The organism is Sinorhizobium garamanticum (assembly GCF_029892065.1).
Classification (GTDB): domain Bacteria; phylum Pseudomonadota; class Alphaproteobacteria; order Rhizobiales; family Rhizobiaceae; genus Sinorhizobium; species Sinorhizobium garamanticum.
This window is the reverse complement of sequence record NZ_CP120373.1, coordinates 910633-936619: the sequence shown is the minus strand read 5'-3', so window position 1 is coordinate 936619 and position 25987 is coordinate 910633. Positions and strand designations below refer to the sequence as shown.

Sequence of the window (25987 nt, the reverse complement as noted above, 5' to 3'; positions counted from 1 at the left end):
CGACCCCCACGGTTTGAAAGTTTAGTTAATTTCCCTGCTGATCGAGCTAATTGAGGCGAATAATGGCAAAACCGTGCTTCAACCGTTAACCGTCCATTAGGAATTGTTAAAAAGTAGTGAAAATTTAAAATGTAAGATTGTTTGAATTATTTTAAGGCTTCGTGCGAAGTTCTTTGGAATCAGGGATTAAACGTCAGATGGGGTCCCGCGCCGAGTGCAGACTCCCTGTGGCGGAAAAAAATCATTTAAAATTTCGATTTGTATGATTTTCCACGATTCTCGTTCGTCGAAATCCTTCGACTATCGCGTAGGTTGTATAAATGGGCGAAGTATAGGCCAAATATGGGCTAGCGTTAGGCAGTCAAACAAAAGTCGTGCTCACCGTTACTATCGGATGATCTGAAGACATGCTTTCATCCGAACGGAGGTATTCTGAATACACGAATTGTGGTGGAGTCTACTTCCCACGCCAGGCGCCTGTTTCCCACAACTGTGCAAGCGACGCGCGATAGTTCGGGAAGGCGAATTGGAAGCCGGCCTCGCGAAGGCGGGCATTCGAGACGCGCTTGTTCTCGCCGTAGAAGGAGCGCGCCATCGGCGACAGTTCGGCGGTCTCGAAAGGAATCTCCGGTGGCGGCTCGACACCCATTAGCCGGGCGGCTTCCGCTACCACATCCTGCGGCGCGGCCGGTTCATCGTCGGTGATGTTGAAGATCCCACCCATGCCGCGGTTGGCGAGGAAGGCGGCAGCCGATCCGATGTCTTCGACGCGAATGCGGTTGAAGACCTGGTTGGGTTTCACCAATCGGCGTGCCGTGCCTTCGGCGAGGTTGCGAAAGGCATTGCGGCCCGGGCCGTAAATGCCGGCAAGGCGCAGGATCGCGACGGGAATTCCGCGCTGGGTGCCATAGTGAAGCCAGGCATTCTCGGCCTCGACCCGTTCGACCGAACGCTGGGAAACGGGCTTGCAGGCCGTTTCTTCCGTCACCCAGGCGCCCTTGTGGTCGCCATAGACGCCGACGGTGGAAAGATAGCCGATCCAGCGAAGATTCGGCAAAAGCTCGGGCAACGGCGCGACGCCGCCCCGAAACATCGGGTCGCCGTCCCGGCCCGGGGCAATCGACTGCACGAGGTGGGTTGCCTGGCGCATCGCCTCCGCGAGTTCGGCGGATATCGCCGCTCCATCGTAGAGGAGGGGACGAATCCCGGCTCTCGTGAGGTCGGCGAGCCTTTCGGGCGAGCGGGTGGTGCCGGTCACGGACTGGGCAGCAGGCGCCAGCGCTTTCGCGATCGCCGTGCCGGAGTAGCCGGCACCAAGAATCAGGACATGCATCGGCTTACTCCTGCCATTTCCCATTCCGAAAGAACGTCGTTGTCGGTTTCCGGCCCGCACTGCCCGGCAAAGGCGACAAGTTGGTCGCGCGGCAATAGCCGCGAGAGCGCCCAGATAGCCATGCCTCTTACCGTTGGGGAAGCGTCGTGCGCCAATGCCTTGCAATGCGGTATCAGGTCTTTTTCACCGGAATTGCCGGCCGCGATCAAGGCGTTTCTGACGAAACGGTCGCGGCCGATGCGTTTGACCGGAGAACCGGAGAAAAAGGCGCGAAACGCCGCATCATCCAAGGTCAGGAGGAAACTCAACTCCGGCTCCTTCAGGTCGTCGCGCGGCCTGAGCTTCATTTCAGAGGCCGAGCGCGCGAACTTGTTCCACGGACAGGCCGCAAGACAGTCGTCACAGCCATAGATCCGGTTGCCGATCAGAGGGCGGAGCTCAGGCTCGATCGGACCCTTGTGCTCGATCGTCAGGTAGGAAATGCAGCGCCGGGCGTCGATCTGGTAGGGCGCCGGAAAGGCGCCGGTCGGGCAGGCGTCGAGACAAGCGCGGCAGGAGCCGCAATGGTCGCGCTCGGGCTCGTCGAGATCGAGATCGGCGGTCGTGAAAATGCTGCCGAGAAACAGCCACGAACCGTATTCGCGGCTGACGAGATTGGTGTGCTTGCCCTGCCAGCCGATACCGGCCTTCTCGGCGAGCGGCTTTTCCATGACCGGGGCTGTGTCCACGAAGACTTTCACGTCCTCACCGGCACGGGCGGCAAAGCGCGTCGCGACCTCCTTGAGCCGCCCCTTGACGACATCGTGATAATCGCGGTTCTGCGCGTAGACGGAAATCGCCCCGCGGTCCGGCCTGTCAAGGATTGCGCGCGGATCGTCCTCGGGACCGTAGTTCATCCCGAGCATGACGATCGAGCGGACGTCGCTCCACAGTACACGCGGATCGGACCGGCGTTCCGCCGTTTCGGCGAGCCACTCCATCGTGCCGTGAGCGCCTTCGGCCAGAAACTGTCTCAGACGCGCCGGCGCCTCCGGAATGGCGTCCGGTCGCGTGATGCGACAGATATCGAAGCCCTTGTCCGCCGCCTCGCTCTTCAGAAACGCGGTCAGTGTGCTGCGCTTCCTGCCCTGGTTTTCCGCTCTAACGGCGTCGCCAGGCATTGCCTTGTCCTCAAAAATCGAGGTCCGCATAGTGCGAGACCGGTGTGATACCGCGCACCCGCTCCCCGAGCAGCGGCCGGAAAGACGGGCGGGATTTCAATCGCTGGTACCACTCCTTGGCCGTCGGCGCCTCGGACCAGTCGATCTCGCCGAGGTAATCGAGCACGGAGATCGCAGCCGCCGCGGCGAGGTCGGCATAGGAGATGCGTTCGCCCGCGAGCCACGGGCGCGAGCCGGCGAGCCAGGAGAGATATTTCATGTGCTGGCGGATATTGGCGCGCGATGTGCGCAGGATTTTGGAATCCGGTGCACCACCGCCCTGATCGGGGGTCATCTGCAGCTTGAAGATGCGTTCGCGCACCAGCGGGCGCGTCACATCGGCTTCCATCTTCTGCAGGAACCATTCGGTGAGCCGGCGAATCTCTGCGCGCTGGAACGGATCCTCGGCGAGCAGCCGGCGATCGCGCTTCAGGATGCCGTTCGTTTCGTCCAGATATTCCGAAATGATCGTCGCACCGCAGAGCGCGCGCATGCTGTCGTCCACATAGACCGGCAGCGTGCCCGCCGGATTGAGGGCCAAAAAGTCCCGCCGGTTTTCCCAGGGCTGCTCCTCGCTCAGCTCGGTCTGGTAACCGTATTCCGAGAGAATCAGGCGTACGAACCGGGAGGCGGAGGACATGGGGTGGTGATACAGTGTCGGCATCGAGAGTCGCGCTTCGTAGATCTTTTTTCAGGGAGCGTCAGCATCGTGGCACATGTGTCTGGTCACGGCTTGTCATAAAAACGAGCTATAGGTAGTTCAGGTGGCAAACACAAGCAAATCGACCTTCTCCTCCCACACCCCAACACGTCAGGAACATCTTATTTATGGCGGATCAATCGATCATCAGCGCGCTCGTCCTCGGGCTCGTCGAGGGACTGACCGAGTTCATCCCCGTGTCGTCGACGGCGCATGTCCTTCTTGCCGGCCACTTCCTTGGCTTCAGGTCACCCGGAAATACCTTCGCCGTTCTCATCCAACTCGGCGCGATCCTCGCGATCCTGCTGGTCTACTTCCAGCGCCTACTCAAGATCGCGCTGGCCTTGCCATCGAGCGCCGTCGCACGTCGCTTCGTGCTCTCGGTGCTCATCGCCTTTCTTCCCGCGGCCGTCATAGGCGCCGCAGCCCATGGCTTCATCAAGTCGGTGCTTTTTGAAACACCGATGCTTATCTGCATCGTGCTGATCGTCGGCGGCCTCGTCCTCTATGCGATCGACCAGCTGCCGCTGAAGCCGCGCTACACCGACGTGATGGACTATCCGCCGTCGCTCGCCTTCAAGATCGGCCTCTTCCAATGCCTTGCGATGATTCCAGGCACGTCGCGTTCCGGCGCCACGATTGCCGGTGCTCTGCTGATGGGAACCGACAAGCGTTCTGCGGCGGAGTTTTCCTTCTTTCTCGCCATGCCGACGATGGTCGGTGCCTTCACCATCGATCTCTATAAGAACCGCGACGCTCTGTCCTTCGACGATGTGACGCTGATTGCGGCCGGCTTCATCGCCGCCTTCGTGGCTGGGGTGTTCGTCGTTCGCTCGCTGCTCGATTTCGTCTCGCACCGCGGCTTCACGCCCTTCGCGATCTGGCGGATCATCATCGGGGTCGCCGGCCTCATCGGCCTTTGGCTTCTTGGATAAGCCAAAAAATAAAGCCGCATGCGCTCTTTCGAAACGCATGCGGCTCCCTGGCCCCCGCCAAAACTAAAATATCACCGCCGCAGTGCCGTCCATCTCTTGGAGGACAGCTACGCTTTATGCGACAGGTGCCGGCTTACTCGCCGGAAAACTCGATCGACGCCGTCGTGCAGGGGTCGACGCCATAGGCGGGCGCGCATCCCTTGCTGCTGCTTGCCACGGTGCTCGGAGCCATGAACGAGCCAGCCAGAATGATCAGTGCCGCAGACGCAAAAAAGATTGCGATCGACTTGCCCATGGGACGTTATGCCTTTCGAGTGTGATGTTGGCACCGACTGCGCTCGCCGAGCGATGTGGCGCGAGGGGTGTTTATTCGCTGGACATGTCATGATCAATATCAGGACATGCTGAATCTGCGGTAAATGCTATTCGTGTTTTGCAACTGCGGCAGAACTGCAACGCTGTTGCGTCATTGCAACAAACAAAAACCGCCGGCAGAGCCAGCGGTCGCAAGCGAAGATCCGGAAGGTGAGATGTCAGGCCGCTCTTCCGCCGCGCTGATACTGCCCATGCGGGCGATAGCGCACCAAATAGCTCGGCAGGATCGAATCGAGCATCGTCGGTTTGATGCCGATTCCAGCGAGCGTGCGTCCCTCGGATTCGGCTCGTGCGGAGACGACATTGTCGGATTTGAGCAACACTACCTGATCCGCCGTGATCGGCGGCGTGATGAACGGCACTAGCGACGCGACCCTACCCATCAACGAAGCGATGCCGAAGGGCAGCGAGATGAGGCGGCGCTTGCGGTCGATCGTCTTCAGCATGAGCTCGAGACATTCGCGGAACGACAGGACCTGCGGTCCGCCGAGCTCGTAGATCTTGCCTTTCTCGATCGTGCCGTCGACGGCGCGGGCGACCGCTTCGGCGACGTCGGTCACATAGACCGGCTGAAACTTCGTGCGACCGCCGCCGACGAGCGGCAGGAACGGCGAAAACCGGGCCATTTCGGCGAACTTGTTGAAGAAGCCGTCCTCAGGTCCGAAAATGATCGACGGCCGCAGGATGATCGCTTCGGGAAGCGTTTCGAGGATCGCAGCCTCGGCGCGGCCCTTGGTGCGGGCATAGCTCGACTCGGACTTGGCGTCGGCCCCGATCGCCGAGATGTGGGTCAGTGTCGCCCCGGCTGCCCGTGCCGCTTCGGCGACCGCCCGCGCACCGAAATCCTGAACCGCGTCGAACGTGTTGCGGCCGCTCTGGAACAGGATGCCGACACAGTTGATCACATGGTCGGCACCTTCGACGGCGCGGTCGACCGATTTGCGATAGCGCAGATTGGCCTGGACGAAGGAAATCTGGCCGACATTCCCGAGCGGCTGGAGATGACCAGCGAGGTCAGGCCGGCGGACCGCGACACGAATGCGATAGCCGCGCTTGGCGAGCGCGCGCACCACATGACGGCCGACAAATCCGGATCCGCCGAAAATCGTCACCAGCGGCGGAAGGTTGGACAAGGTCATGGGAAGCGCACTCCTGATATCATTGGGAAGAATTGCTTGCTACATAGCCCATGCGGCAGGCGAGGTGAAGGCCAATCCACATGGCTGCTCGGGTGCTTTCGTGACGCCTTCTGCGGGCGTCAGACGCCTTCCACCACCACCATCTCGGCGTCGGCAACTTCCTGGCGGATGGCTGCGGCAATCTGGTATTCGGGCGAGTTGTAACAGTCGACGGCGGCCTCAAGCGAAGGGAACTCGATGACGACGTTGCGGGCGCGAACGGCGCCTTCCAGCCGGCGGAACTCGCCGCCGCGCGCGAGGAACTTGGCGCCGTATTTCTCGAAGGCCGGCTTTGCCGCCGCGACATAGTCCTTGTAGCGCTCAGGGTCCCGTATATCGACCCGAGCGATCCAATATCCCTTGGCCATGATAAGCTCCTCGTCTTTCGGTAGAATACACAGACGGGATCGTTACTTCCGGCAATTCGCGGTCAACGTCAAGCGTAGCTTCTCGCCCACGGAAGGAAGGTTGCAAAATAGCCGGAGAGCCTTCCTCCGGCGCCTGCAGATCAAGCGGAAGCCGCGCTCTCCATCTCGGACAATATCGCGCGGGCGGCAGTCAACGGCTCCGCGGCCTGGACGATCGGCCGCGCGACGACGAGATGGCTCGATCCGGCGCGAAGCGCTTCAGCCGGCGTCATTACGCGCTTCTGGTCGCCCTTGTCGGCGCCGGCCGGCCGGATGCCGGGCGTGACGAGCGCCATGTCCGTTCCGATGATCTTGCGCACAGCCGCAGCCTCCTCGGCAGAGCAGACGATGCCGCCCATTCCCGCGGCACGCGCCTGTTCGGCGCGGCGCAGCACCAGCGTGTGCGGATCGTATTCGTAACCGGCATCGATGACGTCCTGCTCGTCCATCGAGGTGAGGACCGTAACGCCGAGCAGGCAGAGGTCGGATCCGCGCGCCGCCTCGACCGCCGCCTTCATCGCCTTCGGATAGGCATGCAGCGTCAGCATCGACATGCCCATCTTGGCGATGTTCTCGACGCCCTTCGCCACCGTGTTGTCGATGTCGAGCAGCTTCATGTCGAGGAAGACCTTCCTGCCGCTTGCGGCGAGGTCGCGCGCGAATTCGAGCCCGCCGGCAAAGGCGAGCTGGTAGCCGATCTTGTAGAAGACGATGCTGTCGCCAAGTGACGAGACGATCTTTTCCGCCTCGGCGACCGTCGGAAGATCAAGGCCGACGATCAGCCGGTCGCGCGCGCTCATGGTCATGTCGAGCTCACCCCTGCCAGAATTCCATTGGCGTCCAGTCGCATGTGACGGCGCGATCCGCAAGGCGAAAAGCAAAGAGGTTGCCGCCCCCCGCGGGCTGGTCGGCATCGCGCGCGATCGCCGTGCCGGTCATGCGGCATTTGAGCAGCGTCCCGACGCCGCCATGGCCGACGAAGGCGATCGGGACAGCCGGGTCGTGGCGATCGAGAATGTAGGAAACCGCGTTCCAGATGCGCGTCTGCGCATCGATCGCCCGCTCCCACCCTTTGAAGCTTTCGTTCGGGTGGGCGAAAAACCAGTCGGCGGCCTCCTCGAACGCCTGTGGCGGCAGGAAGCCTGTCGCGGAGCGGTCGTTCTCACCCATCTCTTCGTCTGTCTCAACCGGGATGCCTGCGGCATGCGCCAGTATGGCCGCGGTCTCCAGGGCCTTCGTCTCATCGCTGGATATGATGCGGCCGAGGGAGCGGACCCACGGGTTCGAAGCCGCCGCGCGGGTGCGATCTCTGCCGAGCTCGGACAGTCCCCATTTCGGCACGGCGATTGCCGGGTCGATCTTGACTTGTGGATGGGTGAGATAAACGCCGAACACGCGACGCCCTCAATGCGCCTTGCGATAGACCCAGAGCTGAGCGGGCGGAATGTTGCGCACGACGAAGTCGAGATGCTGGATGCTGTAGCGATCGGGCATGGCAACGACGGGCGAAAGCGCGCCATAGGAAATCTGCACGACGGGTCGTCCGACCGGGATGCGCGAAAGCAGGTCTTCGATGAGTTCGACGCGGCGGTGCATCGGAAAGTTCAACAGCGGGACAGCGGACACGACGCTGTCGAATTGCCGGTCCTTCAGCGATCCAAGCGTGTGTTCGAGATCGAATGCGTCGCCGTTGATGAACTGCACGCCGGCGAAACGGGCCTTCAGCTGATTGAAGAAATCAGTCGAATATTCGACGGAGACCAGTTTTTCCGGCGCGACGCCGCGCTCGAGGATCGCCTTGGTGATCACGCCGGTTCCGGGGCCGAGTTCGAGCACCGGCAGGCCTGAGTGGGGATTGACCACGCTCGCCATCCGTCGCGCCGTGAAAGAGGAGGTTGGCAGGATCGCTCCGACGGCACGGGTGTTGCTCATCCAGCCCTTGAAGAAGCGGATTTCCTCGTCGAACTTCCGGCCGAACTTTTCCTTCACCTTCAAGCGCAATCTCATCGAACCCCCTCGCAAAATCATTCTCATTTTTGGTCGCGCGCCGCCCACGCAATGTTCTGATTCGGCAGGGTCGCGCAATCACATGGGGCATAATGTGCTCCCATCTGCGGCAAAAACAAGTCTGTCTGCGTCTAAATGCGACAGCTTATCAACAATGCGCGACCATACGTTTCATAAAGAACCCGCCGTCCAGTGTCGGCGGGTCAGCTTTTCATGCCGCGGTCGAAGCGAACCCTCACACGCGCATCGGCATCAGGACGTAAAGCGCGTCCTCGGCGGCAAGATCACGCACAAGCGTCGGCGAACCGGGATCGGCGAGCATGAAGACCGCGTCGTTGCCGGTGAGCTGGGCGGTGATGTCGAGCAGGTATTTGGCGTTGAAGCCGATTTCCAGAGGATCGCTTTCGTAGCCGACCGGCAGTTCTTCCGTAGCACTGCCTGAATCCGGATTGTTGACCGTCAGCGTCATCTGTCCGTCCGTGAGCGCAAGCTTCACCGCGCGGCCGCGCTCGGACGAAATGGTCGAGACGCGATCGACAGCCTGGGCAAAGGACTGGCAATCGACGCGCAGTTCCTTCTCGTTGTTGGCCGGGATCACCCGCTGGTAGTCGGGGAAGGTGCCATCGATCAGTTTCGAGGTCATGATGATCGAACCGATCGTCAAGCGGATCTTGGCGTCCGAGACTTCGACCGTCACGACGATGTCGGGGTTGTCGAGCAGCTTCTGCAACTCGCTGACGGTCTTGCGCGGAATGATGATGCCCGGCATGCCTTCCGAACCCGCCGGAGCCTCGACGTCGGCGCGGGCAAGGCGATGGCCGTCGGTCGCAACCGCGCGCAGTTTCAGCTGTCCCTTGTCCTCGACTGTGTGCATGAAAATGCCGTTGAGGTAATACCGGGTCTCCTCCGTCGAGATCGCGAACTGCGTCCGGTCGATCAGCATCTTGAGGTCCGTCGCCTTCAGCCGGAAGGAATGCGAGAAGCTTCCGGCCGTCAGGTCGGGGAAATCCGATTGCGGCAGGCACTGCAGCGAAAACTTCGAGCGGCCGGAGGCCACCGTCATCGCCGTGCCTTCGGCATTGGTCGCAAGCAGCACTTCGGCCCCGTCGGGGAGCTTACGGACAATATCGTAGAGGAGGTGTGCCGGAACGGTGGTGGCGCCCGCCTGTTCTACCTGCGCCGGCGTCGCCTCGGTGATCTCGAGATCGAGATCGGTTGCCTTCATTTCGAGGCTCGCTCCGTCGGAGCGCAGCAGCACGTTCGAGAGGATCGGGATCGTGTTTCGCCGTTCGACCACGCGGTGAACATGGTTCAGCGATTTCAGGAGATTGGACCGCTCGAGAGTAATGCGCATGGGATGCTACCGCTTTCAACCATTGCCCGGCGGGCGAACCCGCCGCGGCGTCAACTGCGAGTGTCCCGGCCGATCGGCCGGAAGGATGTGGACGGGCAAAATGGCAGAAAGAGAGCCGCAAAAGCAAGGGGTTTCGCCGGGAGTTTCCCCAATTGCACAAGGGTGCCGCCGCGACCCGTCCTTGCCTCAAGCCATCAGCTCGCCCATAAAGGCCGAAGCCAGCACGACGGGCATGGCGGGCGGGAAGATAAGCAATTGGAAAACACGAAATGGCCGAAGCGGCGGACAGGGAGAAACAGCGCAGCTACCGGCTGCACAATGCGAGCATACCGGCGCGTCCGCTGGAGCCGGCGCTCTATTTCGTTGCGACGCCGATCGGCAATCTCTCCGACATTACCCTCAGAGCCCTCGAGACGCTTGCCGGTGCCGACGTTCTCGCCTGCGAGGACACGCGTGTCACCCGCGTGCTGCTTGATCGCTACGGCATCGTCAATCGTCCCTTTTCCTATCACGAGCACAATGCCGAGGAGGCCGGTCCGCGGCTGCTGGCGGCGCTCGGCGAGGGCAAATCGGTGGCGCTTGTCTCCGATGCCGGCACGCCGCTCGTCTCCGATCCCGGCTATCGCCTGGCGCAGCAGGCGATTGAGGCCGGCCATCGGGTCGTGCCGATCCCGGGGGCATCGGCTCCCCTTGCGGCCCTCGTCGGCTCGGGCCTTCCGAGCGATGCTTTCCTTTTTGCGGGCTTTTTGCCGGTAAAGGACAAGGCGAGGCGCGACCGGCTCGGCGAGCTTGCCGCGGTGCCGGCGACGCTGCTCTTCTTCGAGTCACCGCATCGGATCGCGGCAACGCTCGTCGCCGCCGCGGATGTTCTTGGTACGGAGAGGAAAGCGGCCGTCTGCCGCGAGCTGACGAAGGCGTTCGAGGAATTCCGCCGTGGCACGCTCGGCGAGCTCAGCGCCTTCTACGCCGACGGCGCGAACGCAAAGGGCGAAATCGTTCTGGTCGTCGGTCCGCCGGACGCGAAGCCGGTTCCAAAGGAAGCGGATGTGGACGCTCTCTTGAGCGCGCTTTCACAAGACATGCCGATGGGCAAGGCCGCAACGGAAGCCGCCCGGCGGACCGGACTGCCCCGCAAGGAACTCTACGACCGGCTTCTCGCTCGCAAGGAACGCGATGAAGGTTGATCAGCCGGACAGTCGCAAGCTGAACGCCTTGAAGCGCGGTCACGTCGCCGAATACCGCGCGGCGCTCTGCCTGATGCTCAAAGGCTATCGCATCGTGGCGATGCGTTACCGCACCAAGCTCGGCGAGATCGACATCATCGCCCGTCGCGGCGATCTCGTCGCCTGCGTCGAAGTGAAGGCTCGCCGCGGCTTCGACGAGGCGGTCTTCGCCGTCTCCGACACGGCGCAGCGGCGGATCAGGGCTGCGAGCGATATCTGGCTGTCGCGCCAGGCGGATTTTCACCGTCTCTCCGTCCGCTACGATATTGTCGCCGTAACCCCCTGGCGCTGGCCGCGGCATCTGCCGGATGCATTTTGACCAAACGGGCAAAATTGTAATCTTGTCGACACAAAAGCGTTACCTCACTGTCATCGAAGGTTACTAGTCCACTGCCATTCCTAACGAAGGTGGAGAGGGCAATCGACCATGATCAGGAACTTCATCACTGCCGGTTTCATGCTGGCGCTTTCGGCATCCTCGTCGCTCGCGGCGACTGAAATCACATGGTGGCATGCCATGGGCGCCGAGCTCGGGCAGAAGCTCGAGGCGATCGCCACGAAGTTCAACGAAAGCCAGACCGACTATGTTGTGAAGCCGGTCTACAAAGGAACCTATCCCGAGACGCTGACGGCGACGATCGCCGCCTTCCGCGCCGGAGAGCAACCGGCCATCGTGCAGGTCTTCGAAGTCGGAACCGGCACGATGATGGCTGCCAAGGGTGCGGTCTATCCGGTCTACAAGCTGATGGCCGATCAGGGCGAAGCCTTCGATCCCAAGTCCTTCATCGCACCGGTCGTCGGTTATTACACCGATACCGAGGGCAACATCCTCTCGATGCCGTTCAACTCCTCGACGCCGATCCTTTATTACAACAAGGACGTCTTCAAGAAAGCCGGCCTCGATCCCGAAGTCGCTCCGAAGACCTGGGCCGAAGTCGAGGACTTCTCCCGCAAGATCGTCACCTCCGGCGCAGCGAAGTGCGGCTTCACCAGCGCGTGGATCACCTGGATCCAGACGGAAAACCTTTCCGCCATCCACGACCAGCCTTTCGGCACTCTGGAAAACGGCTTCGGCGGCACAGGGACGGAATTCACCTTCAACGGCCCGGTCCAGGTCAAGCACTGGGGCAACTTGAAGAAATGGGCAGACGAAGGCCTGTTCCAGTACGGCGGCCCGGTCGGCGGTGACGATGCCGCCACGAAGTTCTACGCGCAGGAATGCGCCATGACGATGAACTCCTCGGCCGGTCGCGCCGGCGTCATCAAAAACGCCAAGGACTTCACGCCCGGTTTCGCGCCGCTTCCCTACTACGATGACCTAACCAAGGAGCCGAAGAACTCGATCATCGGCGGTGCGACGCTGTGGGTTCTGAACGGTCAGAACGACGACGTCTACAAGGGTGTCGCGAAGTTCTTCACCTATCTGTCGCAGCCTGAGCTCCAAGCCGACTGGCATCAGTCCACCGGCTATCTGCCGATCACCAATGCGGTTTACGAGCTCGGCCAGAAGCAGGGCTACTACGAGAAGAACCCTGGTTCCGACGTGGCGATCCAGCAGATCACCCGCGGCACGCCCTCGGTAAACTCGAAGGGTGTACGCTTCGGCAATCTGACCCAGGCACGCGCCATCCTCGACGAGGAATTCCAGGCGCTGCTCGCCGGCACCAAGACCGCTCAGGACGCGCTCGATTCCGCCGTCAAGCGCGGCAACGAACTGCTGCGCGAGTTCGAAGCGGCTAACTAAGGTTGCACCTTACCGACGGGGAGCCGGCGATATCGCCGGCTCCCCGCATTTCGCCTTCTGGCGGGCCGAAGCGAAAGTCTACGATGGACACGAAACGCACGATCTTTCCGAACCGGGTGCTGCCCTATCTGCTTCTGGCGCCTCAACTCGTCATCACGCTCGTGTTCTTCATCTGGCCCGCGGGGCAGGCGGTGAAATCGTCCTTCGAGCGGGAGGACCCGTTCGGGCTGTCGGCAAGCTTCGTCGGCTTTCAGCACTATGCCCGGCTTCTCAAGGATCCGCTCTATCTCGACTCGCTCGGGCGCACGGCGGTCTTCGCCGTCGCCGTGACCGCGCTCTCGATGGCCCTCGGTCTCGCCCTTGCGGTAGCGGTCAATCGCCTTGTGAGAAGTGGACGCGTCTATACGACGCTTCTCGTCTGGCCCTATGCCGTGGCGCCGGTGATCGCGGGTTTGCTCTGGTGGTTCCTGTTCAATTCGACGACCGGCGTGCTTGCCTATTTCCTCGGTCAGCTCGGCATCCGGTGGGACCACAATCTGAACGGCACGCATGCGATGATCCTGATCGTCATCGCCGCCGCCTGGAAGCAGGTTTCCTACAATTTCCTGTTCTTCCTCGCCGGTCTTCAATCCGTGCCGCATTCGCTGATCGAGGCCGCGGCGATCGATGGCTCCGGCCCGGTCAAGCGGTTCTTCACGATCGTCCTGCCGCTCTTGTCGCCCACCACCTTTTTTCTCTTCATCGTCAACGTCAACTACACGATGTTCGACACGTTCGCCATCGTCGATGCCACCACGGCAGGCGGCCCGGCCCAGGCGACCACTATCCTCGTCTATAAAGTCTATAACGACGGATATCTCGGTCTCAACCTCGGCTCGTCCTCGGCCCAGTCGGTGCTGCTAATGCTGATCGTCGTGGTGCTCACCGTAATCCAGTTCCGCTATGTCGAGCGGCGCGTGCAATATTGAGGCGATGGCGATGGTCGAAAACCGCCCGTTTCTCACCTTCCTGACGCATCTGGTGCTCGTCGCCGGTGTCGTGCTCGTTGCCTTCCCTGTCTATGTCGCCTTCATCGCGTCCACCCACACGCGCGAAATGCTGGTCGGCGGCATGATCCCGCTGCTGCCCGGCGGCCATTTCATCGAGAACTATACGCAGGTGTTGAGCGCCAGCTCGGCCGCCAACGGCCTGCCGTCCTACATGCTAATGGCGCTGAATTCGCTCGGCATGGCGCTGATCATCACCTTCGGTAAGATCGTGATCTCGATCCTCTCGGCCTTCGCCATCGTTTATTTCCGCTTCCGCTTCCGCCTCCTTGCCTTCTGGATCATCTTCATCACGCTGATGCTTCCGGTCGAGGTGCGCATCATTCCGACCTACAAGGTGGTGGCCGACCTCGGCATGCTGAATTCCTATCCCGGTCTCACGGTGCCGCTAATCGCCTCGGCGACCGCCACCTTTCTCTTCCGGCAATTCTTCATGACGGTGCCGGACGAGCTCATGGAGGCCGCGCGTGTCGATGGGTCGGGCCCGCTTAAGTTTTTCCGCGACATCCTGCTGCCCTTGAGCCGCACCAACATCGCCGCCCTCTGCGTCATCCTCTTCATCTACGGCTGGATCCAGTATCTCTGGCCGCTGCTGGTTACTACCGATCCTGGCTACTACACGCTGATGATGGGGCTGAAGCGCATGGTCGCCGTCCAGGACGGCGAGGTTCAATGGCACCTGGTCATGGCCGGCGCCATCCTGGCGATGCTGCCGCCCGTTCTCGTCGTCATCCTCATGCAGCGCCTCTTCATCCGGGGCCTCACCGAAACGGAGAAGTGACATGGCCGCTATCGAAATCCGCGATGTCCGCAAGATCTATGCCGGCGGCGTCGAGGCGGTGAAATCCGTCTCGATCGATATCGCCGACGGCGAGTTCATCGTACTCGTCGGACCGTCCGGCTGCGGCAAGTCCACGCTGTTGCGCATGGTCGCGGGACTGGAGACGATGAGTGCCGGCACCGTTTCGATCGGCGGTCGCGTCGTGAACGCGATCGAGCCGGTCGAACGCGACATCGCCATGGTCTTCCAGAACTATGCGCTCTACCCGCACATGACGGTCTATGAGAACCTCGCCTATGGCCTGAAGAACCGGAAGACGCCGAAGGCCGAGATCGATGCACGCGTCGCCGAGGCCGCGCGCATGCTCGAGATCGAGCCCTATCTCGACCGCAAGCCGCGCGCGCTTTCTGGCGGTCAACGCCAGCGCGTCGCCATGGGGCGGGCGATCGTCCGCAAGCCTGCGGCCTTTCTCTTCGACGAGCCGCTGTCGAACCTCGATGCCAAGCTTCGGGTTTCCATGCGCGGCGAGATCAAGCGGTTGCAGAAGCGTCTCGGCACGACCTCGCTTTATGTCACCCACGACCAGCTCGAGGCGATGACACTCGCCGATCGCCTCGTCGTCTTGAACGGTGGCCGGATCGAACAGATCGGCCGCCCGCTCGAGGTCTATCACGCACCGGCCTCAACCTTCGTTGCAAGCTTCATCGGTTCGCCGGCGATGAACCTCGTCAAAGGCACTCTCGAAGGCAGCCGGCTCCATATCGGCACGCAGTCGTTCGACCTCGGCCGTCAGGTGCCGACGGAAGGTCCGGTGACCGTCGGCATGCGCGCGGAGGATCTGCGCCTCGCAAGCGTTGGCGAGCAGGCCTTTCTCTTCCGGGTCGATTATGTCGAGGAACTGGGAGCGCAACGCCTCGTCCACGGCGCAATCGACGAGCAGGTTGTGACTGTCGCGCTTGCGCCAGAGACGCCGCTTTCGGACGGCCTCGCCATCACCATCGCCCCCGAGCGCTTGCATTTCTTCTCGCCGGACGACGGCAGGAGGCTCGATCGCAAGCTCGAGCCGGCAACGGGCGCTGCAGCCGTCGCAACGAAAAGCGCGAAGCTGGAGCCGGTGGGGTGATTGAAGGTAGTTCCGGTACGCGCCATGCACGCGCAGGAGGGCTGCCGCGCTTGCCCGCCCGAGCACTGCAATCGGATATTTTGTTCTATTATTGTTCTTGTTTTTGAGCGCGTACCGTGCAAGATTTGATGCCGCAACCGGCGTCGGTTGTGGCGGCGCGAGGCGGGCCGCCGTGACTGGAGCGGGATGAGAAAAAGCGTGAAGCGGTTTTACGCGCATCTCCCGCTCTCACTCTAGGGGGCATCATGGTCGCGCGTGTCAGCACGGTTGCATTCCAGGGGATCGAAGGCGTTCCGGTCGACGTGCAGGTGATGGTGGCACCCGGCAAGGTCGGCATGCAGATCGTCGGGCTGCCGGACAAGGCGGTCGCCGAAAGCCGTGAGCGGGTCCAGGCGGCGCTGCATGCCTCGGGGCTGGCGCTGCCGGCAAAGCGGGTCACCGTCAATCTGGCGCCGGCGGACCTGCCGAAGGAGGGCAGTCACTTCGATCTCGCCATCGCGCTCGGGCTGATGGCGGCGCTGGGCGCCGTTCCGGCCGATGCGCTCAACGGCTACGTCGTCATCGGCGAACTCAATCTGGACGGCACCATTGCCGCCGTCGCCGGCGCGCTGCCTGCTGCCATCGGCGCCAACGCACTCGGCAAGGGCCTGATCTGCCCGGCGGAAAGCGGCCCGGAGGCGGCTTGGGCCGGGTCGGAGATCGACATCCTCGCACCGCGCAGCCTGATCGCCATCGCCAATCATTTTCGCGGCACCCAGGTACTCTCCCGTCCCGAGCCCGCCATCCGGGCCGCGGCCGCGAACCTGCCCGATCTCGCCGACATCAAGGGCCAGGAGAGCGCCAAGCGGGCGCTCGAAGTGGCCGCCGCCGGCAACCACAATCTGCTTATGGTGGGTCCGCCAGGGTCCGGCAAGTCGATGCTCGCAGCGCGGCTGCCGTCGATCCTTCCGCCACTCTCCCCGGCGGAATTGCTCGAAGTATCGATGGTCCATTCGATCGCCGGTCAACTGCCGGGCGGCAAACTTTCCGATCGGCGGCCGTTCCGGGCGCCGCACCATTCGGCCACCATGGCTGCCCTGATCGGCGGCGGGCTCAGGGCAAAGCCTGGTGAGGCGTCGCTCGCCCACCATGGCGTACTCTTTCTCGACGAGTTCCCGGAGTTTTCGCCGCAGGTTCTCGACGCACTGCGCCAGCCGCTCGAAACCTCGGAATGCATCATCGCGCGCGCCAATCACCGCGTCAGCTATCCGGCGGCGATCCAGCTCGTCGCGGCGATGAACCCGTGCCGTTGCGGCATGGCGGGTGAGCCGGGGCGCACATGCGCCCGCGGCCCGCGCTGCATGACCGACTATCAGGCGCGGATTTCCGGACCCCTGATGGACCGCATCGATATCCGCATCGACGTCCCGGCCGTCAGCGCTGCTGACCTTCTCCGCCCGATGGCGGCGGAACCGAGTGCCGCCGTTGCCAAGCGCGTCGCCCGCGCCCGCGCGCTGCAGGCGGACCGCTTCGCTGTCCTCGGTCACCCGGAGCTCACGAACAATGCCCGTGCATCGACGTCGATGATCGAGAAGATCGCCGAGCCTGACGCCGGCGGTCTGCAGCTCTTGAGGGATGCGGCGGAGAAGATGAAGTTCTCCGCGCGCGGTTACCACCGGGTGCTGAAGGTGGCCCGCACCCTCGCCGATCTCGACGAGGCAGCGACCGTCGGCCGCATCCATCTCGCAGAAGCGATCTCCTACCGCGTCGCCGGCGAGCGTCTGCCGGTGGCGGCGTAGAAGTCAACTTAAAGGACAAGGTCCGGCCGGCGGCCTGGAAGCAACTTTATGCGAAGGCATGGAGGAGCGTCGACACACTTCTATTTGGGTCTGATTCATCCCCCGCCTTCACGGCTCGAGGGTGCCCGCGTGAAGGGCGGCATGCCATGTCCGCTTGGGATCGAGGGCGGCCTTTTCGCCGTAGGCCTGCGAACCGAGCCGCACGAAGGACGCTACCGAAACCTGCGCCTTCATCGGCTACAATCTCTCCTGGATCAGCGTCTTCGCCGCCCTGATCCGCTCCTCGTCGCGCTTGTAGAAGACCCATTGCTTGATCCTCTTCGCGCGCACAAGCCCGGCCTGAGACAGAACCCGCATGTGCTCGCTCAGCGTTGCCGGGGAAATAGCGAGCTTGTCCGCTATCAACACGGCACAGACGCCATCCTCGACGAGATCCCCGTCCACTTGCGGCGGGAAATGGGCCAGCGGCTCTTTGAGCCAGGCGAGAATCTGAAGCCGCCGTTCGTTGGCGAGCGCTTTGATGATATCAACCTCTTGCATTTCGTTAATTTGCTAAGTTACGAATTAAAGTCAATAGTAGAGCGGGATAGGAAAAAGTTGCGCGATGCTCCGCCCGCATGGTCGGCTTGACGCAAAACATCGTGCTGGGAGCTTTCCATGATGATTGATACCTCCATTTCACAGACACGCATCCGGGAGGCGGAAGCTCTGATCCGTCCTTACATTCGGCGCACGCCCGTTCTCCGCGTCGACATGGCGGATTTCAGCCGAGTGCCCCTGCCTGTTGCACTCAAGCTCGAATGTTTACAGCATTCCGGATCGTTCAAGGCGCGGGGCGCCTTCACCAATCTGATCGGACGAGCCGTGCCGCCGGCCGGTGTTGTCGCCGCATCGGGTGGCAACCATGGTGCCGCGGTCGCCTATGCGGCAGGCCGCTTGGGCGTTCCCGCGACAATATTCGTGCCAAATGTGACGTCACCCGCCAAAGCAGACCGGATCCGAAGCTACGGTGCAAAGCTGGTGATCGGGGGCGAGCGCTATGCGGATGCCCTTTCGGCAAGCGAAATATTCGTGAAAGAGGCAGGTGTGCTTGCCATCCATGCCTACGACCAGGCTGAGACTCTGGTCGGCCAGGGAACCCTCGGCTTGGAGATGGAACAGGACCTGCCGGACATTGACACATTGCTGGTTGCCGTCGGCGGAGGCGGATTGATCGGCGGCATAGCAGCCTGGTTCGCCGGTCGGAAGCGAGTCATCGCGGTGGAGCCCGAAGGCTCGCCGACGCTGCGCATGGCGCTCGACGCCGGCCGGCCCGTTGATGCTCCCGCCGAAGGAATTGCCGCCGATTCCCTGGCGCCGAAGCGGGTCGGCGCACTGATGTTCCCCATCGCCCAAGCTTACGTGGATCGCTCGATCCTTGTCGGTGATGGCGAAATCAAACGGGCGCAGGCAGCACTGTGGGACACGATACGGATCGTCGCGGAACCGGGCGGTGCAGCGGCCTTCGCCGCCCTATTGAGCGGAAAATATACGCCGGAGCCGGGCGAGAAAGTCTGCGTCCTTATATGCGGGGCAAACACAACAGCGGTCCATTTCGACTGATATCTGCAGCGATTCAAAGGGCCAGGGACCGTTGCCGTTCAAAAAGCGGGTGAAAAAACAGGCCCCTTTGAATCCAGCGTGGGATTACGCCCCCAGCCCCTCGAACAGCACCGTCGAAAGATAACGCTCCGCAAACGAGGGAATGATCACGACAATATTCTTGCCGGTGTTCTCCTCGCGCTGGCCGACCTCGATCGCGGCCTGCAGTGCTGCGCCGGCGGAAATACCAACCGGCACGCCTTCAAGCCTGGCGACGAGCCGCGCGGCTTCCACCGCTTCGCCGGCGTTCACGGTGATCACCTCGTCATAGATGCTTGTGTCGAGGATCGCCGGCGCGAAGCCGGCGCCGATGCCCTGGATCTTGTGCGGACCGGGTTCGCCACCGGAAAGTACAGGGGACTCCTCCGGCTCCACGGCGATAACCTTGACCGAGGATTTACGCGCCTTCAGGACCTGGCCGGCGCCGGTGATCGTCCCGCCCGTACCGATGCCCGAGACCAGGATATCGACGCCGCCTTCGGTGTCGTTCCAGATTTCCTCGGCCGTCGTCTTGCGGTGGATCTCCGGATTGGCCGGATTTTCGAACTGCTGCGGAATGATCGCGTCGGGAAGCGTCTCGGTGAGCTCCTGCGCCTTGGCGATCGCCCCCTTCATGCCCTTGGTGCCCTCGGTCAGAACCAGTTCTGCCCCGAGCAGGTACAGCATCTTGCGCCGCTCGACTGACATCGTTTCAGGCATGGTAAGGATCAGTTTATATCCCTTGGCGGCTGCAACGAAGGCGAGCGCGATGCCCGTGTTGCCCGAAGTCGGCTCGATGAGGGTCGTGCGGCCGGGCGCGATCTTGCCTTGGGCCTCGAGCGACTCGATCATAGCGACGCCGATGCGGTCCTTGACCGAGGCGATCGGATTGAAGAATTCAAGCTTGGCGAGGAGGTTCGCTTTTACGCCCTTCTCTTTTGCGAGCTTGTCCAGGCGCACGATGGGGGTGTCACCGATCGTCTCGGTGATCGAGGAAAAGACGCGACCGCGGCCAGGCTTGCGCACTTCAGGCATTTCGTTTCTCCCTTCATTTGATGGTTATCGCGAGAATAGGAACAATGCTCGTTCCCTTCCAGAGCGTGAACGCCCTCGGTCAGGTCCGCCCGAAGGAAAAAGCGATTGCGAAACCGTTGGTTGGAGAATCTTATTTCAGTTCGCCCGGATCGCGATGTAAGCCGCCGTTCCGGCGAGAATGCCGGCTGCAGCCCGGTTCAGGGCCTTGAGCGCCTTCGGCTGCTTCAGGAGCGAACGGGCGCGGGCCGCGAGCAGCATATAGGGCAGCAGCACCGTGAGAAGGACAAGGAATGTTGCCGCCAGCAGCAGGCTGTAATCCTCGGGACCGATCGCGGTGAGATCGATGAGCGTCGGCACGAGGGCAACATAGAACAGCATCGTCTTGGGGTTGCCAAGCGTCACCATCAGCCCCGACAGGAAAGACATCGCCGCGCTCGCCGACTTTTTCGCCTGGATGTCCTGCGACAAAAGGCCGGCGGTCCAGAGCTTCCAGGCGATGTATCCGAGATAGAGTGCACCGGCGATCTTCACGATCAGAAAGGCCGTCGTGAAGGTCTGGGCGACGAAGGCGAGCCCGAGCACCACGGCCGTCAGATAGGTCATGTCGCCAAGAATTAGTCCCAGGCCCATGAAGAAAGTTTCGCGAAATCCGGAGCCGAGTGCGCGCGCAACCAGCGCCGTTATGCCGGGGCCGGGAATGGCCGCCGCGATGAAGAGGGCGCCGCTGTAGGCGAGAAGGGCCGCGAGTGTCACGATGGTTTTCCTCCAGAACGGGTGGTTTGTTTAACGCAAAGCGCCGCAAAGGAGAACCCGGCTTGATCCCGGTGGCGAGGCTTCTCGTGAGAAAATTGACTGGGTGACAAGAACGGCGTTGCTCCGATCCGGAGAGCCGTGCAGCTTCCGGAAAAATCGCGGAAGGCAATGCTCCATGCCCGAAATTCAGAACCTTGTCGGCTTTGCCCTGCTCGCGCTCGGCATGGTGCTGACGCCTGGGCCGAACATGATCTACCTGATCTCGCGCTCCATCTGCCAGGGTCCGGCGGCGGGCCTTATCTCGCTCGGCGGCGTAGCGCTCGGTTTCGTCTTCTACATGGTCTTTGCCGCGCTCGGCATCACCGCATTGCTGCTGGCGGTTCCCTTCGCCTATGACGCGCTGCGTTTCGCCGGCGCGCTTTATCTGCTCTACCTTGCCTGGCAAGCCGTGAGGCCCGGCGGCCGCTCGCCCTTCCAGGTGCGCGACCTGCCGAAGGACGGGCCGCGCAAGCTCTTCCTGATGGGGCTTGTCACCAACCTGCTCAACCCGAAGGTGGCGGTGCTCTACCTTTCGCTGCTGCCGCAATTCATCCGCCCCGAACAGGGTGATGTCCTTCTCCAGTCGCTTGTCTTTGGCAGTCTGCAGATCATGATCAGCGTCACCGTTAACGCCTTGATCGCGGTGACGGCGGGCTCGATCGCCGCCTTCCTTGCCGGCCGCCCTCTCTTCATGCTCGTGCAGCGCTGGCTGATGAGCACCGTGCTTGCGAGCCTTGCCGTCAGCATGGCGGCGGAGGCGCGCAGATAAAACGCGATATGCGGGCCACAACTTGCTTCCCGGCGCGCGCTGCGCGATCTTCTACAGCGCCGCGCGTTGTTAGACGCGCAAAGGTCGCTGTAGCATTCTGAATCGCTGGATGTTTCCTTAAATCGGTTCCTATTTAAGGAAACATCCAGGAGGCGTGGTGGAGATGATGACCATGTCCGGCAAACCAAGATCAATCAGCTTGACCCCGGCGCACGTCGCACAGGTTCACCGGGCGATTGCCGACGACGGCCCGGGTCCGGGCGCAGTGCTCCACAGCGACGCGGACTACGACGAATGGGTGGCGCGGATGATACGGAGCCATCCGGCTCCGGGGTCGCCAACGATGCTCTTCGCCTATGGATCGTTGATCTGGAAACCGGAGATCGAGCATGTCCGCGAAACGGTAGGCGTTGCCCGGGGCTGGCATCGCATCTTCTGCTTCCGAATGATCCGCTTCCGGGGAACGCCCGAACAGCCGGGCCTCATGATGGCGCTCGATCGCGGAGGGCAGTGTCGGGGTGTCCTCTACGAATTGCCGGATGACGACATAGAGCAGCAATTTGCAAAACTCTTCCGGCGCGAATTCACCTATAAACCGCCCAACAGCATGCCGCGCTGGATCAAGGTCGAGACGGCCTCCGGCCCGGTGTCGGCCTTGGCCTTCGTCATGAACCGCGCCTCGCCGCTCTATGCCGGAAGTCTCTCCCTCGAGTCTGTCGCGGAAGTGCTGGCTTGCGCATGCGGCCATGTCGGCTCAGGCGCGGAGTATCTATTGAACACCGTGACGCATCTCGAGGCCAGGGGTATCCGGGACCGTAATCTGTGGCGTCTGCAAGCGCTCGTCGCAGAGTGCATCGAGCGCAACAACAGAGCAGTGCACGCGAACGAGATAGCGAGCGCCTGACGATCAGGCGCTCGGTCTGATTGCACGCTTGAAAAGCGGGACCGACCGAAGGCTCCAGCCGAGATTCATGCCGGCCGCGGCAAGCAGGATCGCCGCCGACCCGGCGATCTGTATCGTCTCCAATTCGTGGCCGAAAGCCACGCGATCGACGAGGATCGCGGCGATCGGATAGATGAAGGAAAGCGCGCCCGTCATGTGCGTCGGGAGCCGTTGGATCGCTCCATAGAGCAGGATATACATGATGCCGGTGTGGACGACGCCGACGGCGACGAGCAACGACCATTGCCACGCGCCCTGCGGCAGCGGTGCGGACAGCGCGAAGGGCGCCAGCATCATCGCACCGGTGATGACCTGGATCAGCGCGATCAGATGCGGCGGCGTGCCCTTGAGAAGCTTGGTAAGGAGCGCGGCGATCGCGTAGAAGAAGGCTGCGCCGATGGAAAGCGCGATGCCGGCCAGATAGTGGTCGGGATCGAAGCCGCCGCCCGGCTTGGCCGAAACGATCGCCATCATTCCGACGAAGGATACCGACAGCCAGAAGAGCTTGGTGGCTGTGATCCGTTCGCCGAGAAAGAGAGCGCCGAGGCCGAGCAGCATGAAGGGCTGAGTGTTGTAGACCATCGTGGCGATCGAGATCGACGCGCGCGAATAGGCGGCGAAAAGCAGGAGCCAGTTGACAACGATGGCCACGCCGCCAAGCGTGGAAAGGAAGACGACGCGCGGCTTTAGCTGGCGGAAGTCAATGAGCCCGAGCATTGCCGCGAGCGCGATCAGCGTCAGCGCCCCGAAGACGCAACGCCAGAAGACAACACCTGTGACCGGCTGGCCGGACATCAGCACGAACCAGCCGATTGTCCCCGAAATCAGCATTGCCGCCGTCATCTCCACGCTTCCGCGCTTTAGCTCGCCGTCCATGGGTGGTCTCCTTTCTGATCGCACAACAATAATCGGCCGTTTGGCGACTTTATATGGATTCAGGAAGGGAAGTTGGTTATGATGCCTAATTGTGAAAGGCGAACCTGCTATTCTGTCTTATTGAGGGTGACTTTGATGCTGGATGATGTCGATTGCCGCATTCTCGAGATACTCGCGGCCAATGCCCGTGTGTCGCTGAAGGAGCTCGCGCAAGAGGCGGGCCTCTCCTCGCCGAGTGCGGCCGACAGGCTGCGCAAGCTCGAGGAACGCGGCGTCATCAATGGCTTCACCGTGTCCGTCAATCCGGCGCGACTTGGTTATCCGTTGCAGGCGGTGGTGCGCGTCCGGCCGATGCCCGGCATGCTGCATATCGTCGAAAAGCTCATTCAGGAAACGCCGGAGATTGTCGAATGCGACAAGATCACCGGTGACGACTGCTTCATTGCCAAGATGCTGGTGCGGGATATGGAAGAACTCGACACGATCCTCGATCGCATCGCCGAAAAGGCACAGACCAACACCTCGATCGTCAAGTCGACGCCGGTCAAGCGCCGTCTGCCGCCGCTTTAGGCCTGAGTTTACTTGGACCCGGTAGAGCCGAAGCCGCCGCCGCCGCGCGCTGTGGTGCTGGCCCCGTCCGCCTCGCGGATTGCCACCTGTGTCACGGGTGCGACCACCATCTGGGCGATGCGCATGCCGCGCTCGATAACGAAGTCCTCCTCGCCAAGATTGATCAGCAGCACCTTCAGCTCGCCGCGATAGTCGCTGTCGATCGTTCCCGGCGTGTTGAGGCAGGTGATGCCATGCTTGAAGGCAAGGCCCGAGCGCGGCCGCACCTGGCCCTCATAGCCAGCCGGAATTTCGAAGATGAACCCTGTCGGCACCAAGGCGCGTGCGCCCGGCTTGATCGTCATCGACTCGCCGGCTGGAACGGCCGCGCGCAAGTCCATGCCTGCGGCCCCCGCCGTCTCGTAGGCGGGCACGTCAAGATCCTGTGCATGCGGCAGGCGGACAAGAGTGAGGGCAGGGCGGTTTTCGAGTGGGCGCTTGATCATTCCGCCATAAGCGTCGCGAGCCCCGCTGCAGTCAATTGCATATTGGCTCCTGAGCCTGTAAAGACGCCGCAACCCACAGGAACCTCAATCATGGCCGAAAGCATTGCCGAGGCGGTTTCCCGCCGCCGCACATTTGCGATCATTTCGCACCCGGACGCCGGTAAAACGACGCTCACCGAAAAGCTCCTCCTCTTCGGCGGCGCGATCCAGCTCGCGGGCGAAGTCAAGGCCAAGAAGGACCGCATTCAGACTCGCTCGGACTGGATGAAGATCGAGCGCGAACGCGGTATTTCCGTCGTCACCTCGGTGATGACCTTCGAATACAACGACACGGTCTTCAATCTGCTCGATACGCCCGGTCACGAGGACTTCGCCGACGACACCTATCGCACGCTGACGGCGGTGGACGCGGCAGTCATGGTGATCGACGCCGCCAAGGGCATCGAGCCGCGTACGCTGAAACTCTTCGAGGTTTGCCGCCTGCGCGACATCCCGATCATCACCTTCGTCAACAAGATGGACCGCGAGAGCCGTGATCCTTTCGAGATCCTCGACGAGGTCGAGCAAAAGCTGGCACTCGATTGCGCACCGGTCACTTGGCCGGTCGGCCGCTCGAAGACGTTCTGCGGCACCTATCACCTCGCCACCAACGAGGTGCGCGGCGCCGACACGCAGGAGCGGCTTACCAAGGTCAACGATCCGGAAATGGCTTCGCATCGCCTTCCGGAAAACGAGCGTGACGCCTTCATCGAGGAAACGATGCTGGCGATCGAGGCCTGCAAGCCGTTCGACCACAAGGCCTTCCTTGAAGGCCATCTGACGCCGGTATTCTTCGGTTCGGCGCTCCGGAACTTTGGCGTGCGCGACCTCATCAATGCGTTGAGCGAATACGCGCCGCCGCCGCGCGCCCAGGTCGCCGACATCCGCACTGTCGAGGCGACGGACGAGAAGATGACGGCCTTCGTCTTCAAGATCCAGGCCAACATGGACCCGAACCATCGTGACCGCATCGCCTTCGTCCGTGTCTGCTCGGGCAAGCTCGAGCGCGGCATGAAGGCGCGGCTCTCGCGCACCGGCAAGCAGATGGGATTGACCGCGCCGCAGTTTTTCTTCGCCTCGCAGCGCCAGCTTGCCGACACGGCCTTTGCCGGCGATGTCGTTGGCATCCCGAACCACGGCACGCTCCGGATCGGCGATACGCTCACCGAAGGCGAGCCGCTTGTCTTCCAGGGCGTGCCGAACTTTGCGCCGGAAATTCTCCGCCGTGTCCGGCTCGAGGATGCAATGAAGGCGAAAAAGCTCAAAGAAGCGCTGCAGCAGATGGCGGAAGAGGGCGTCGTGCAGCTCTTCTCGCCGGAAGACGGCTCGCCGGCGATCGTCGGGGTCGTCGGCGCACTGCAGCTCGACGTTCTGAAGGAGCGCCTGCAAGCGGAATACGGCCTGCCGGTCTCCTTCGAAATGTCGCGCTTTTCCGTCTGCCGCTGGGTTTCCGCCGATCATCCGGGCGAACTCGACAAATTCATTACGGCGCGCCGCGGCGATATCGCACGCGATCTCGATGGCGACCCGGTGTTCCTGGCGCAGGACGGCTTTTCGCTGCGCTACGAGGCGGAACGCCATCCGGCGATCAGGATGGTGGCGATCAAGGAATATCACGTAGCCAAGGCGGCGTGATCGGGCCACGAATGCGGTAGCCGGCGTCGGCACAGCGCCG

29 protein-coding genes are annotated in these 25987 nt (G+C 62.2%); 13 read left to right on the top strand and 16 right to left on the bottom strand.

Annotation, left to right across the window (positions count from 1 at the left end):
* Window positions 1–457: 457 nt before the first annotated feature.
* The 3 genes from PZN02_RS04500 to PZN02_RS04490 are packed head-to-tail and all read right to left on the bottom strand — an operon-like array spanning window position 458 to window position 3196.
* The gene (locus PZN02_RS04500; protein WP_280660414.1) at window positions 458–1333 is read right to left on the bottom strand and encodes an SDR family oxidoreductase; all 876 of its coding nucleotides are present in this window, start codon (window positions 1331–1333) and stop codon (window positions 458–460) included.
* Entirely contained in the window at window positions 1321–2493 is a 1173-nt protein-coding gene (gene queG / locus PZN02_RS04495; protein WP_280660413.1) for a tRNA epoxyqueuosine(34) reductase QueG, read from the bottom strand. The genes PZN02_RS04500 and queG overlap by 13 nt, the downstream gene beginning before the upstream one ends.
* Before the next feature lie 10 nt (window positions 2494–2503).
* Window positions 2504–3196 (bottom strand): glutathione S-transferase family protein, encoded by a 693-nt coding sequence (locus PZN02_RS04490; RefSeq protein WP_280660412.1) that lies wholly within the window; start codon window positions 3194–3196, stop codon window positions 2504–2506.
* Between the two features lie 164 nt (window positions 3197–3360).
* Here PZN02_RS04490 and PZN02_RS04485 point away from each other — a divergent pair, with 164 nt between their 5' ends.
* Window positions 3361–4167 carry an undecaprenyl-diphosphate phosphatase gene (locus PZN02_RS04485; protein WP_280660411.1) on the top strand — a complete coding sequence of 269 codons (807 nt, stop codon included), beginning with the start codon at window positions 3361–3363 and terminating at the stop codon, window positions 4165–4167.
* Window positions 4168–4300: 133 nt separating this feature from the next.
* On the opposite strand, the gene PZN02_RS04480 is transcribed toward PZN02_RS04485, so the two are convergent.
* The 7 genes from PZN02_RS04480 to dnaN form a co-directional block, all read right to left on the bottom strand.
* The gene (locus tag PZN02_RS04480; protein ID WP_136506661.1) at window positions 4301–4462 is read right to left on the bottom strand and encodes a hypothetical protein; all 162 of its coding nucleotides are present in this window, start codon (window positions 4460–4462) and stop codon (window positions 4301–4303) included.
* A 238-nt stretch (window positions 4463–4700) separates the two neighbouring features.
* The gene (locus PZN02_RS04475; protein ID WP_280660410.1) at window positions 4701–5681 is read right to left on the bottom strand and encodes a complex I NDUFA9 subunit family protein; all 981 of its coding nucleotides are present in this window, start codon (window positions 5679–5681) and stop codon (window positions 4701–4703) included.
* A 119-nt stretch (window positions 5682–5800) separates the two neighbouring features.
* A complete protein-coding gene (locus PZN02_RS04470; RefSeq protein WP_280660409.1) occupies window positions 5801–6088 on the bottom strand; it encodes a DUF1330 domain-containing protein in 288 nt (95 codons plus the stop codon).
* Window positions 6089–6228: 140 nt separating this feature from the next.
* Window positions 6229–6933, bottom strand: a complete 705-nt coding sequence (gene pyrF / locus PZN02_RS04465) for an orotidine-5'-phosphate decarboxylase (RefSeq protein WP_280660408.1) — start codon at window positions 6931–6933, stop codon at window positions 6229–6231.
* A gap of 7 nt (window positions 6934–6940) precedes the next feature.
* The gene (locus tag PZN02_RS04460) at window positions 6941–7522 is read right to left on the bottom strand and encodes a histidine phosphatase family protein (protein WP_280660407.1); all 582 of its coding nucleotides are present in this window, start codon (window positions 7520–7522) and stop codon (window positions 6941–6943) included.
* Between the two features lie 9 nt (window positions 7523–7531).
* Window positions 7532–8134: a phospholipid N-methyltransferase PmtA gene (gene pmtA, locus PZN02_RS04455; RefSeq protein ID WP_280660406.1), complete on the bottom strand. Its 603-nt coding sequence runs from the start codon at window positions 8132–8134 to the stop codon at window positions 7532–7534.
* 235 nt (window positions 8135–8369) lie between these two features.
* Window positions 8370–9488: a DNA polymerase III subunit beta gene (gene dnaN / locus PZN02_RS04450; protein WP_280660405.1), complete on the bottom strand. Its 1119-nt coding sequence runs from the start codon at window positions 9486–9488 to the stop codon at window positions 8370–8372.
* A gap of 269 nt (window positions 9489–9757) precedes the next feature.
* On the opposite strand from dnaN, the gene rsmI reads away from it, so the two are divergent.
* From rsmI to PZN02_RS04415, 7 genes are all read left to right on the top strand, one after another.
* Window positions 9758–10672 (top strand): 16S rRNA (cytidine(1402)-2'-O)-methyltransferase, encoded by a 915-nt coding sequence (rsmI, locus tag PZN02_RS04445; protein ID WP_280660404.1) that lies wholly within the window; start codon window positions 9758–9760, stop codon window positions 10670–10672.
* Window positions 10662–11030 (top strand): YraN family protein, encoded by a 369-nt coding sequence (locus tag PZN02_RS04440; RefSeq protein WP_280660403.1) that lies wholly within the window; start codon window positions 10662–10664, stop codon window positions 11028–11030. The genes rsmI and PZN02_RS04440 overlap by 11 nt, the downstream gene beginning before the upstream one ends.
* A 108-nt stretch (window positions 11031–11138) precedes the next feature.
* Window positions 11139–12455, top strand: coding sequence for a sn-glycerol-3-phosphate ABC transporter substrate-binding protein UgpB (gene ugpB / locus PZN02_RS04435; RefSeq protein ID WP_280660402.1), 1317 nt, complete (start codon window positions 11139–11141; stop codon window positions 12453–12455).
* An 83-nt stretch (window positions 12456–12538) separates the two neighbouring features.
* Window positions 12539–13423 carry a sn-glycerol-3-phosphate ABC transporter permease UgpA gene (gene ugpA, locus PZN02_RS04430; RefSeq protein WP_280660401.1) on the top strand — a complete coding sequence of 295 codons (885 nt, stop codon included), beginning with the start codon at window positions 12539–12541 and terminating at the stop codon, window positions 13421–13423.
* 10 nt (window positions 13424–13433) lie between these two features.
* Window positions 13434–14282, top strand: a complete 849-nt coding sequence (gene ugpE, locus PZN02_RS04425; protein WP_280660400.1) for a sn-glycerol-3-phosphate ABC transporter permease UgpE — start codon at window positions 13434–13436, stop codon at window positions 14280–14282.
* 1 nt (window position 14283) lies between these two features.
* Window positions 14284–15405, top strand: coding sequence for a sn-glycerol-3-phosphate import ATP-binding protein UgpC (locus PZN02_RS04420; protein WP_280660399.1), 1122 nt, complete (start codon window positions 14284–14286; stop codon window positions 15403–15405).
* A 245-nt stretch (window positions 15406–15650) separates the two neighbouring features.
* The gene (locus PZN02_RS04415; protein ID WP_280660398.1) at window positions 15651–17183 is read left to right on the top strand and encodes a YifB family Mg chelatase-like AAA ATPase; all 1533 of its coding nucleotides are present in this window, start codon (window positions 15651–15653) and stop codon (window positions 17181–17183) included.
* 108 nt (window positions 17184–17291) lie between these two features.
* Here PZN02_RS04415 and PZN02_RS04410 read toward each other — a convergent pair whose 3' ends face one another.
* Together PZN02_RS04410 and PZN02_RS04405 are read right to left on the bottom strand one after the other, a co-directional pair.
* The gene (locus PZN02_RS04410; RefSeq protein WP_280660397.1) at window positions 17292–17417 is read right to left on the bottom strand and encodes a hypothetical protein; all 126 of its coding nucleotides are present in this window, start codon (window positions 17415–17417) and stop codon (window positions 17292–17294) included.
* 3 nt (window positions 17418–17420) lie between these two features.
* Window positions 17421–17723, bottom strand: coding sequence for an ArsR/SmtB family transcription factor (locus PZN02_RS04405; RefSeq protein ID WP_280660396.1), 303 nt, complete (start codon window positions 17721–17723; stop codon window positions 17421–17423).
* 117 nt (window positions 17724–17840) lie between these two features.
* Between PZN02_RS04405 and PZN02_RS04400 the strand changes: the two genes are divergently transcribed.
* Window positions 17841–18785 carry a threonine/serine dehydratase gene (locus tag PZN02_RS04400; protein WP_280660395.1) on the top strand — a complete coding sequence of 315 codons (945 nt, stop codon included), beginning with the start codon at window positions 17841–17843 and terminating at the stop codon, window positions 18783–18785.
* A gap of 84 nt (window positions 18786–18869) precedes the next feature.
* Here the strand turns inward: PZN02_RS04400 and cysK are convergent, their stop codons facing one another.
* Window positions 18870–19838: a cysteine synthase A gene (gene cysK / locus PZN02_RS04395; protein ID WP_280660394.1), complete on the bottom strand. Its 969-nt coding sequence runs from the start codon at window positions 19836–19838 to the stop codon at window positions 18870–18872.
* A gap of 135 nt (window positions 19839–19973) precedes the next feature.
* Window positions 19974–20591, bottom strand: a complete 618-nt coding sequence (locus PZN02_RS04390; protein ID WP_280660393.1) for a LysE family translocator — start codon at window positions 20589–20591, stop codon at window positions 19974–19976.
* A 175-nt stretch (window positions 20592–20766) separates the two neighbouring features.
* On the opposite strand from PZN02_RS04390, the gene PZN02_RS04385 reads away from it, so the two are divergent.
* Complete coding sequence (locus PZN02_RS04385) at window positions 20767–21399, top strand: LysE family translocator (RefSeq protein WP_280660392.1); 633 nt, start codon at window positions 20767–20769, stop codon at window positions 21397–21399.
* Between the two features lie 172 nt (window positions 21400–21571).
* Complete coding sequence (locus tag PZN02_RS04380) at window positions 21572–22303, top strand: gamma-glutamylcyclotransferase (protein ID WP_280660391.1); 732 nt, start codon at window positions 21572–21574, stop codon at window positions 22301–22303.
* Window positions 22304–22306: 3 nt separating this feature from the next.
* Here the strand turns inward: PZN02_RS04380 and PZN02_RS04375 are convergent, their stop codons facing one another.
* Window positions 22307–23218, bottom strand: a complete 912-nt coding sequence (locus PZN02_RS04375) for a DMT family transporter (protein ID WP_280660390.1) — start codon at window positions 23216–23218, stop codon at window positions 22307–22309.
* A gap of 135 nt (window positions 23219–23353) precedes the next feature.
* On the opposite strand from PZN02_RS04375, the gene PZN02_RS04370 reads away from it, so the two are divergent.
* Window positions 23354–23788 (top strand): Lrp/AsnC family transcriptional regulator, encoded by a 435-nt coding sequence (locus PZN02_RS04370; protein WP_136506692.1) that lies wholly within the window; start codon window positions 23354–23356, stop codon window positions 23786–23788.
* Window positions 23789–23796: 8 nt separating this feature from the next.
* Here PZN02_RS04370 and dut read toward each other — a convergent pair whose 3' ends face one another.
* Window positions 23797–24273 (bottom strand): dUTP diphosphatase, encoded by a 477-nt coding sequence (gene dut / locus PZN02_RS04365; protein ID WP_280660389.1) that lies wholly within the window; start codon window positions 24271–24273, stop codon window positions 23797–23799.
* A 90-nt stretch (window positions 24274–24363) separates the two neighbouring features.
* Here dut and PZN02_RS04360 point away from each other — a divergent pair, with 90 nt between their 5' ends.
* The gene (locus PZN02_RS04360) at window positions 24364–25947 is read left to right on the top strand and encodes a peptide chain release factor 3 (protein ID WP_280660388.1); all 1584 of its coding nucleotides are present in this window, start codon (window positions 24364–24366) and stop codon (window positions 25945–25947) included.
* Window positions 25948–25987 lie beyond the last annotated feature (40 nt).

What these genes read in the sequence shown, in the direction of transcription:
- PZN02_RS04420 (WP_280660399.1), top strand. Translation starts at nt 14,284, where the DNA reads ATGGCCGCTATCGAAATCCGCGATGTCCGCAAGATCTATGCCGGCGGC.
- PZN02_RS04480 (WP_136506661.1), bottom strand. Translation starts at nt 4,462, where the DNA reads ATGGGCAAGTCGATCGCAATCTTTTTTGCGTCTGCGGCACTGATCATT.
- PZN02_RS04470 (WP_280660409.1), bottom strand. Translation starts at nt 6,088, where the DNA reads ATGGCCAAGGGATATTGGATCGCTCGGGTCGATATACGGGACCCTGAG.
- PZN02_RS04440 (WP_280660403.1), top strand. Translation starts at nt 10,662, where the DNA reads ATGAAGGTTGATCAGCCGGACAGTCGCAAGCTGAACGCCTTGAAGCGC.
- ugpB (WP_280660402.1), top strand. Translation starts at nt 11,139, where the DNA reads ATGATCAGGAACTTCATCACTGCCGGTTTCATGCTGGCGCTTTCGGCA.
- ugpA (WP_280660401.1), top strand. Translation starts at nt 12,539, where the DNA reads ATGGACACGAAACGCACGATCTTTCCGAACCGGGTGCTGCCCTATCTG.
- PZN02_RS04410 (WP_280660397.1), bottom strand. Translation starts at nt 17,417, where the DNA reads ATGAAGGCGCAGGTTTCGGTAGCGTCCTTCGTGCGGCTCGGTTCGCAG.
- PZN02_RS04475 (WP_280660410.1), bottom strand. Translation starts at nt 5,681, where the DNA reads ATGACCTTGTCCAACCTTCCGCCGCTGGTGACGATTTTCGGCGGATCC.
- PZN02_RS04415 (WP_280660398.1), top strand. Translation starts at nt 15,651, where the DNA reads ATGGTCGCGCGTGTCAGCACGGTTGCATTCCAGGGGATCGAAGGCGTT.
- PZN02_RS04370 (WP_136506692.1), top strand. Translation starts at nt 23,354, where the DNA reads ATGCTGGATGATGTCGATTGCCGCATTCTCGAGATACTCGCGGCCAAT.
- PZN02_RS04485 (WP_280660411.1), top strand. Translation starts at nt 3,361, where the DNA reads ATGGCGGATCAATCGATCATCAGCGCGCTCGTCCTCGGGCTCGTCGAG.
- PZN02_RS04375 (WP_280660390.1), bottom strand. Translation starts at nt 23,218, where the DNA reads ATGGACGGCGAGCTAAAGCGCGGAAGCGTGGAGATGACGGCGGCAATG.
- PZN02_RS04500 (WP_280660414.1), bottom strand. Translation starts at nt 1,333, where the DNA reads ATGCATGTCCTGATTCTTGGTGCCGGCTACTCCGGCACGGCGATCGCG.
- cysK (WP_280660394.1), bottom strand. Translation starts at nt 19,838, where the DNA reads ATGCCTGAAGTGCGCAAGCCTGGCCGCGGTCGCGTCTTTTCCTCGATC.
- PZN02_RS04400 (WP_280660395.1), top strand. Translation starts at nt 17,841, where the DNA reads ATGATGATTGATACCTCCATTTCACAGACACGCATCCGGGAGGCGGAA.
- rsmI (WP_280660404.1), top strand. Translation starts at nt 9,758, where the DNA reads ATGGCCGAAGCGGCGGACAGGGAGAAACAGCGCAGCTACCGGCTGCAC.
- PZN02_RS04360 (WP_280660388.1), top strand. Translation starts at nt 24,364, where the DNA reads ATGGCCGAAAGCATTGCCGAGGCGGTTTCCCGCCGCCGCACATTTGCG.
- queG (WP_280660413.1), bottom strand. Translation starts at nt 2,493, where the DNA reads ATGCCTGGCGACGCCGTTAGAGCGGAAAACCAGGGCAGGAAGCGCAGC.
- PZN02_RS04490 (WP_280660412.1), bottom strand. Translation starts at nt 3,196, where the DNA reads ATGCCGACACTGTATCACCACCCCATGTCCTCCGCCTCCCGGTTCGTA.
- PZN02_RS04385 (WP_280660392.1), top strand. Translation starts at nt 20,767, where the DNA reads ATGCCCGAAATTCAGAACCTTGTCGGCTTTGCCCTGCTCGCGCTCGGC.
- pyrF (WP_280660408.1), bottom strand. Translation starts at nt 6,933, where the DNA reads ATGACCATGAGCGCGCGCGACCGGCTGATCGTCGGCCTTGATCTTCCG.
- dnaN (WP_280660405.1), bottom strand. Translation starts at nt 9,488, where the DNA reads ATGCGCATTACTCTCGAGCGGTCCAATCTCCTGAAATCGCTGAACCAT.
- PZN02_RS04405 (WP_280660396.1), bottom strand. Translation starts at nt 17,723, where the DNA reads ATGCAAGAGGTTGATATCATCAAAGCGCTCGCCAACGAACGGCGGCTT.
- ugpE (WP_280660400.1), top strand. Translation starts at nt 13,434, where the DNA reads ATGGTCGAAAACCGCCCGTTTCTCACCTTCCTGACGCATCTGGTGCTC.
- PZN02_RS04380 (WP_280660391.1), top strand. Translation starts at nt 21,572, where the DNA reads ATGTCCGGCAAACCAAGATCAATCAGCTTGACCCCGGCGCACGTCGCA.
- pmtA (WP_280660406.1), bottom strand. Translation starts at nt 8,134, where the DNA reads ATGAGATTGCGCTTGAAGGTGAAGGAAAAGTTCGGCCGGAAGTTCGAC.
- dut (WP_280660389.1), bottom strand. Translation starts at nt 24,273, where the DNA reads ATGATCAAGCGCCCACTCGAAAACCGCCCTGCCCTCACTCTTGTCCGC.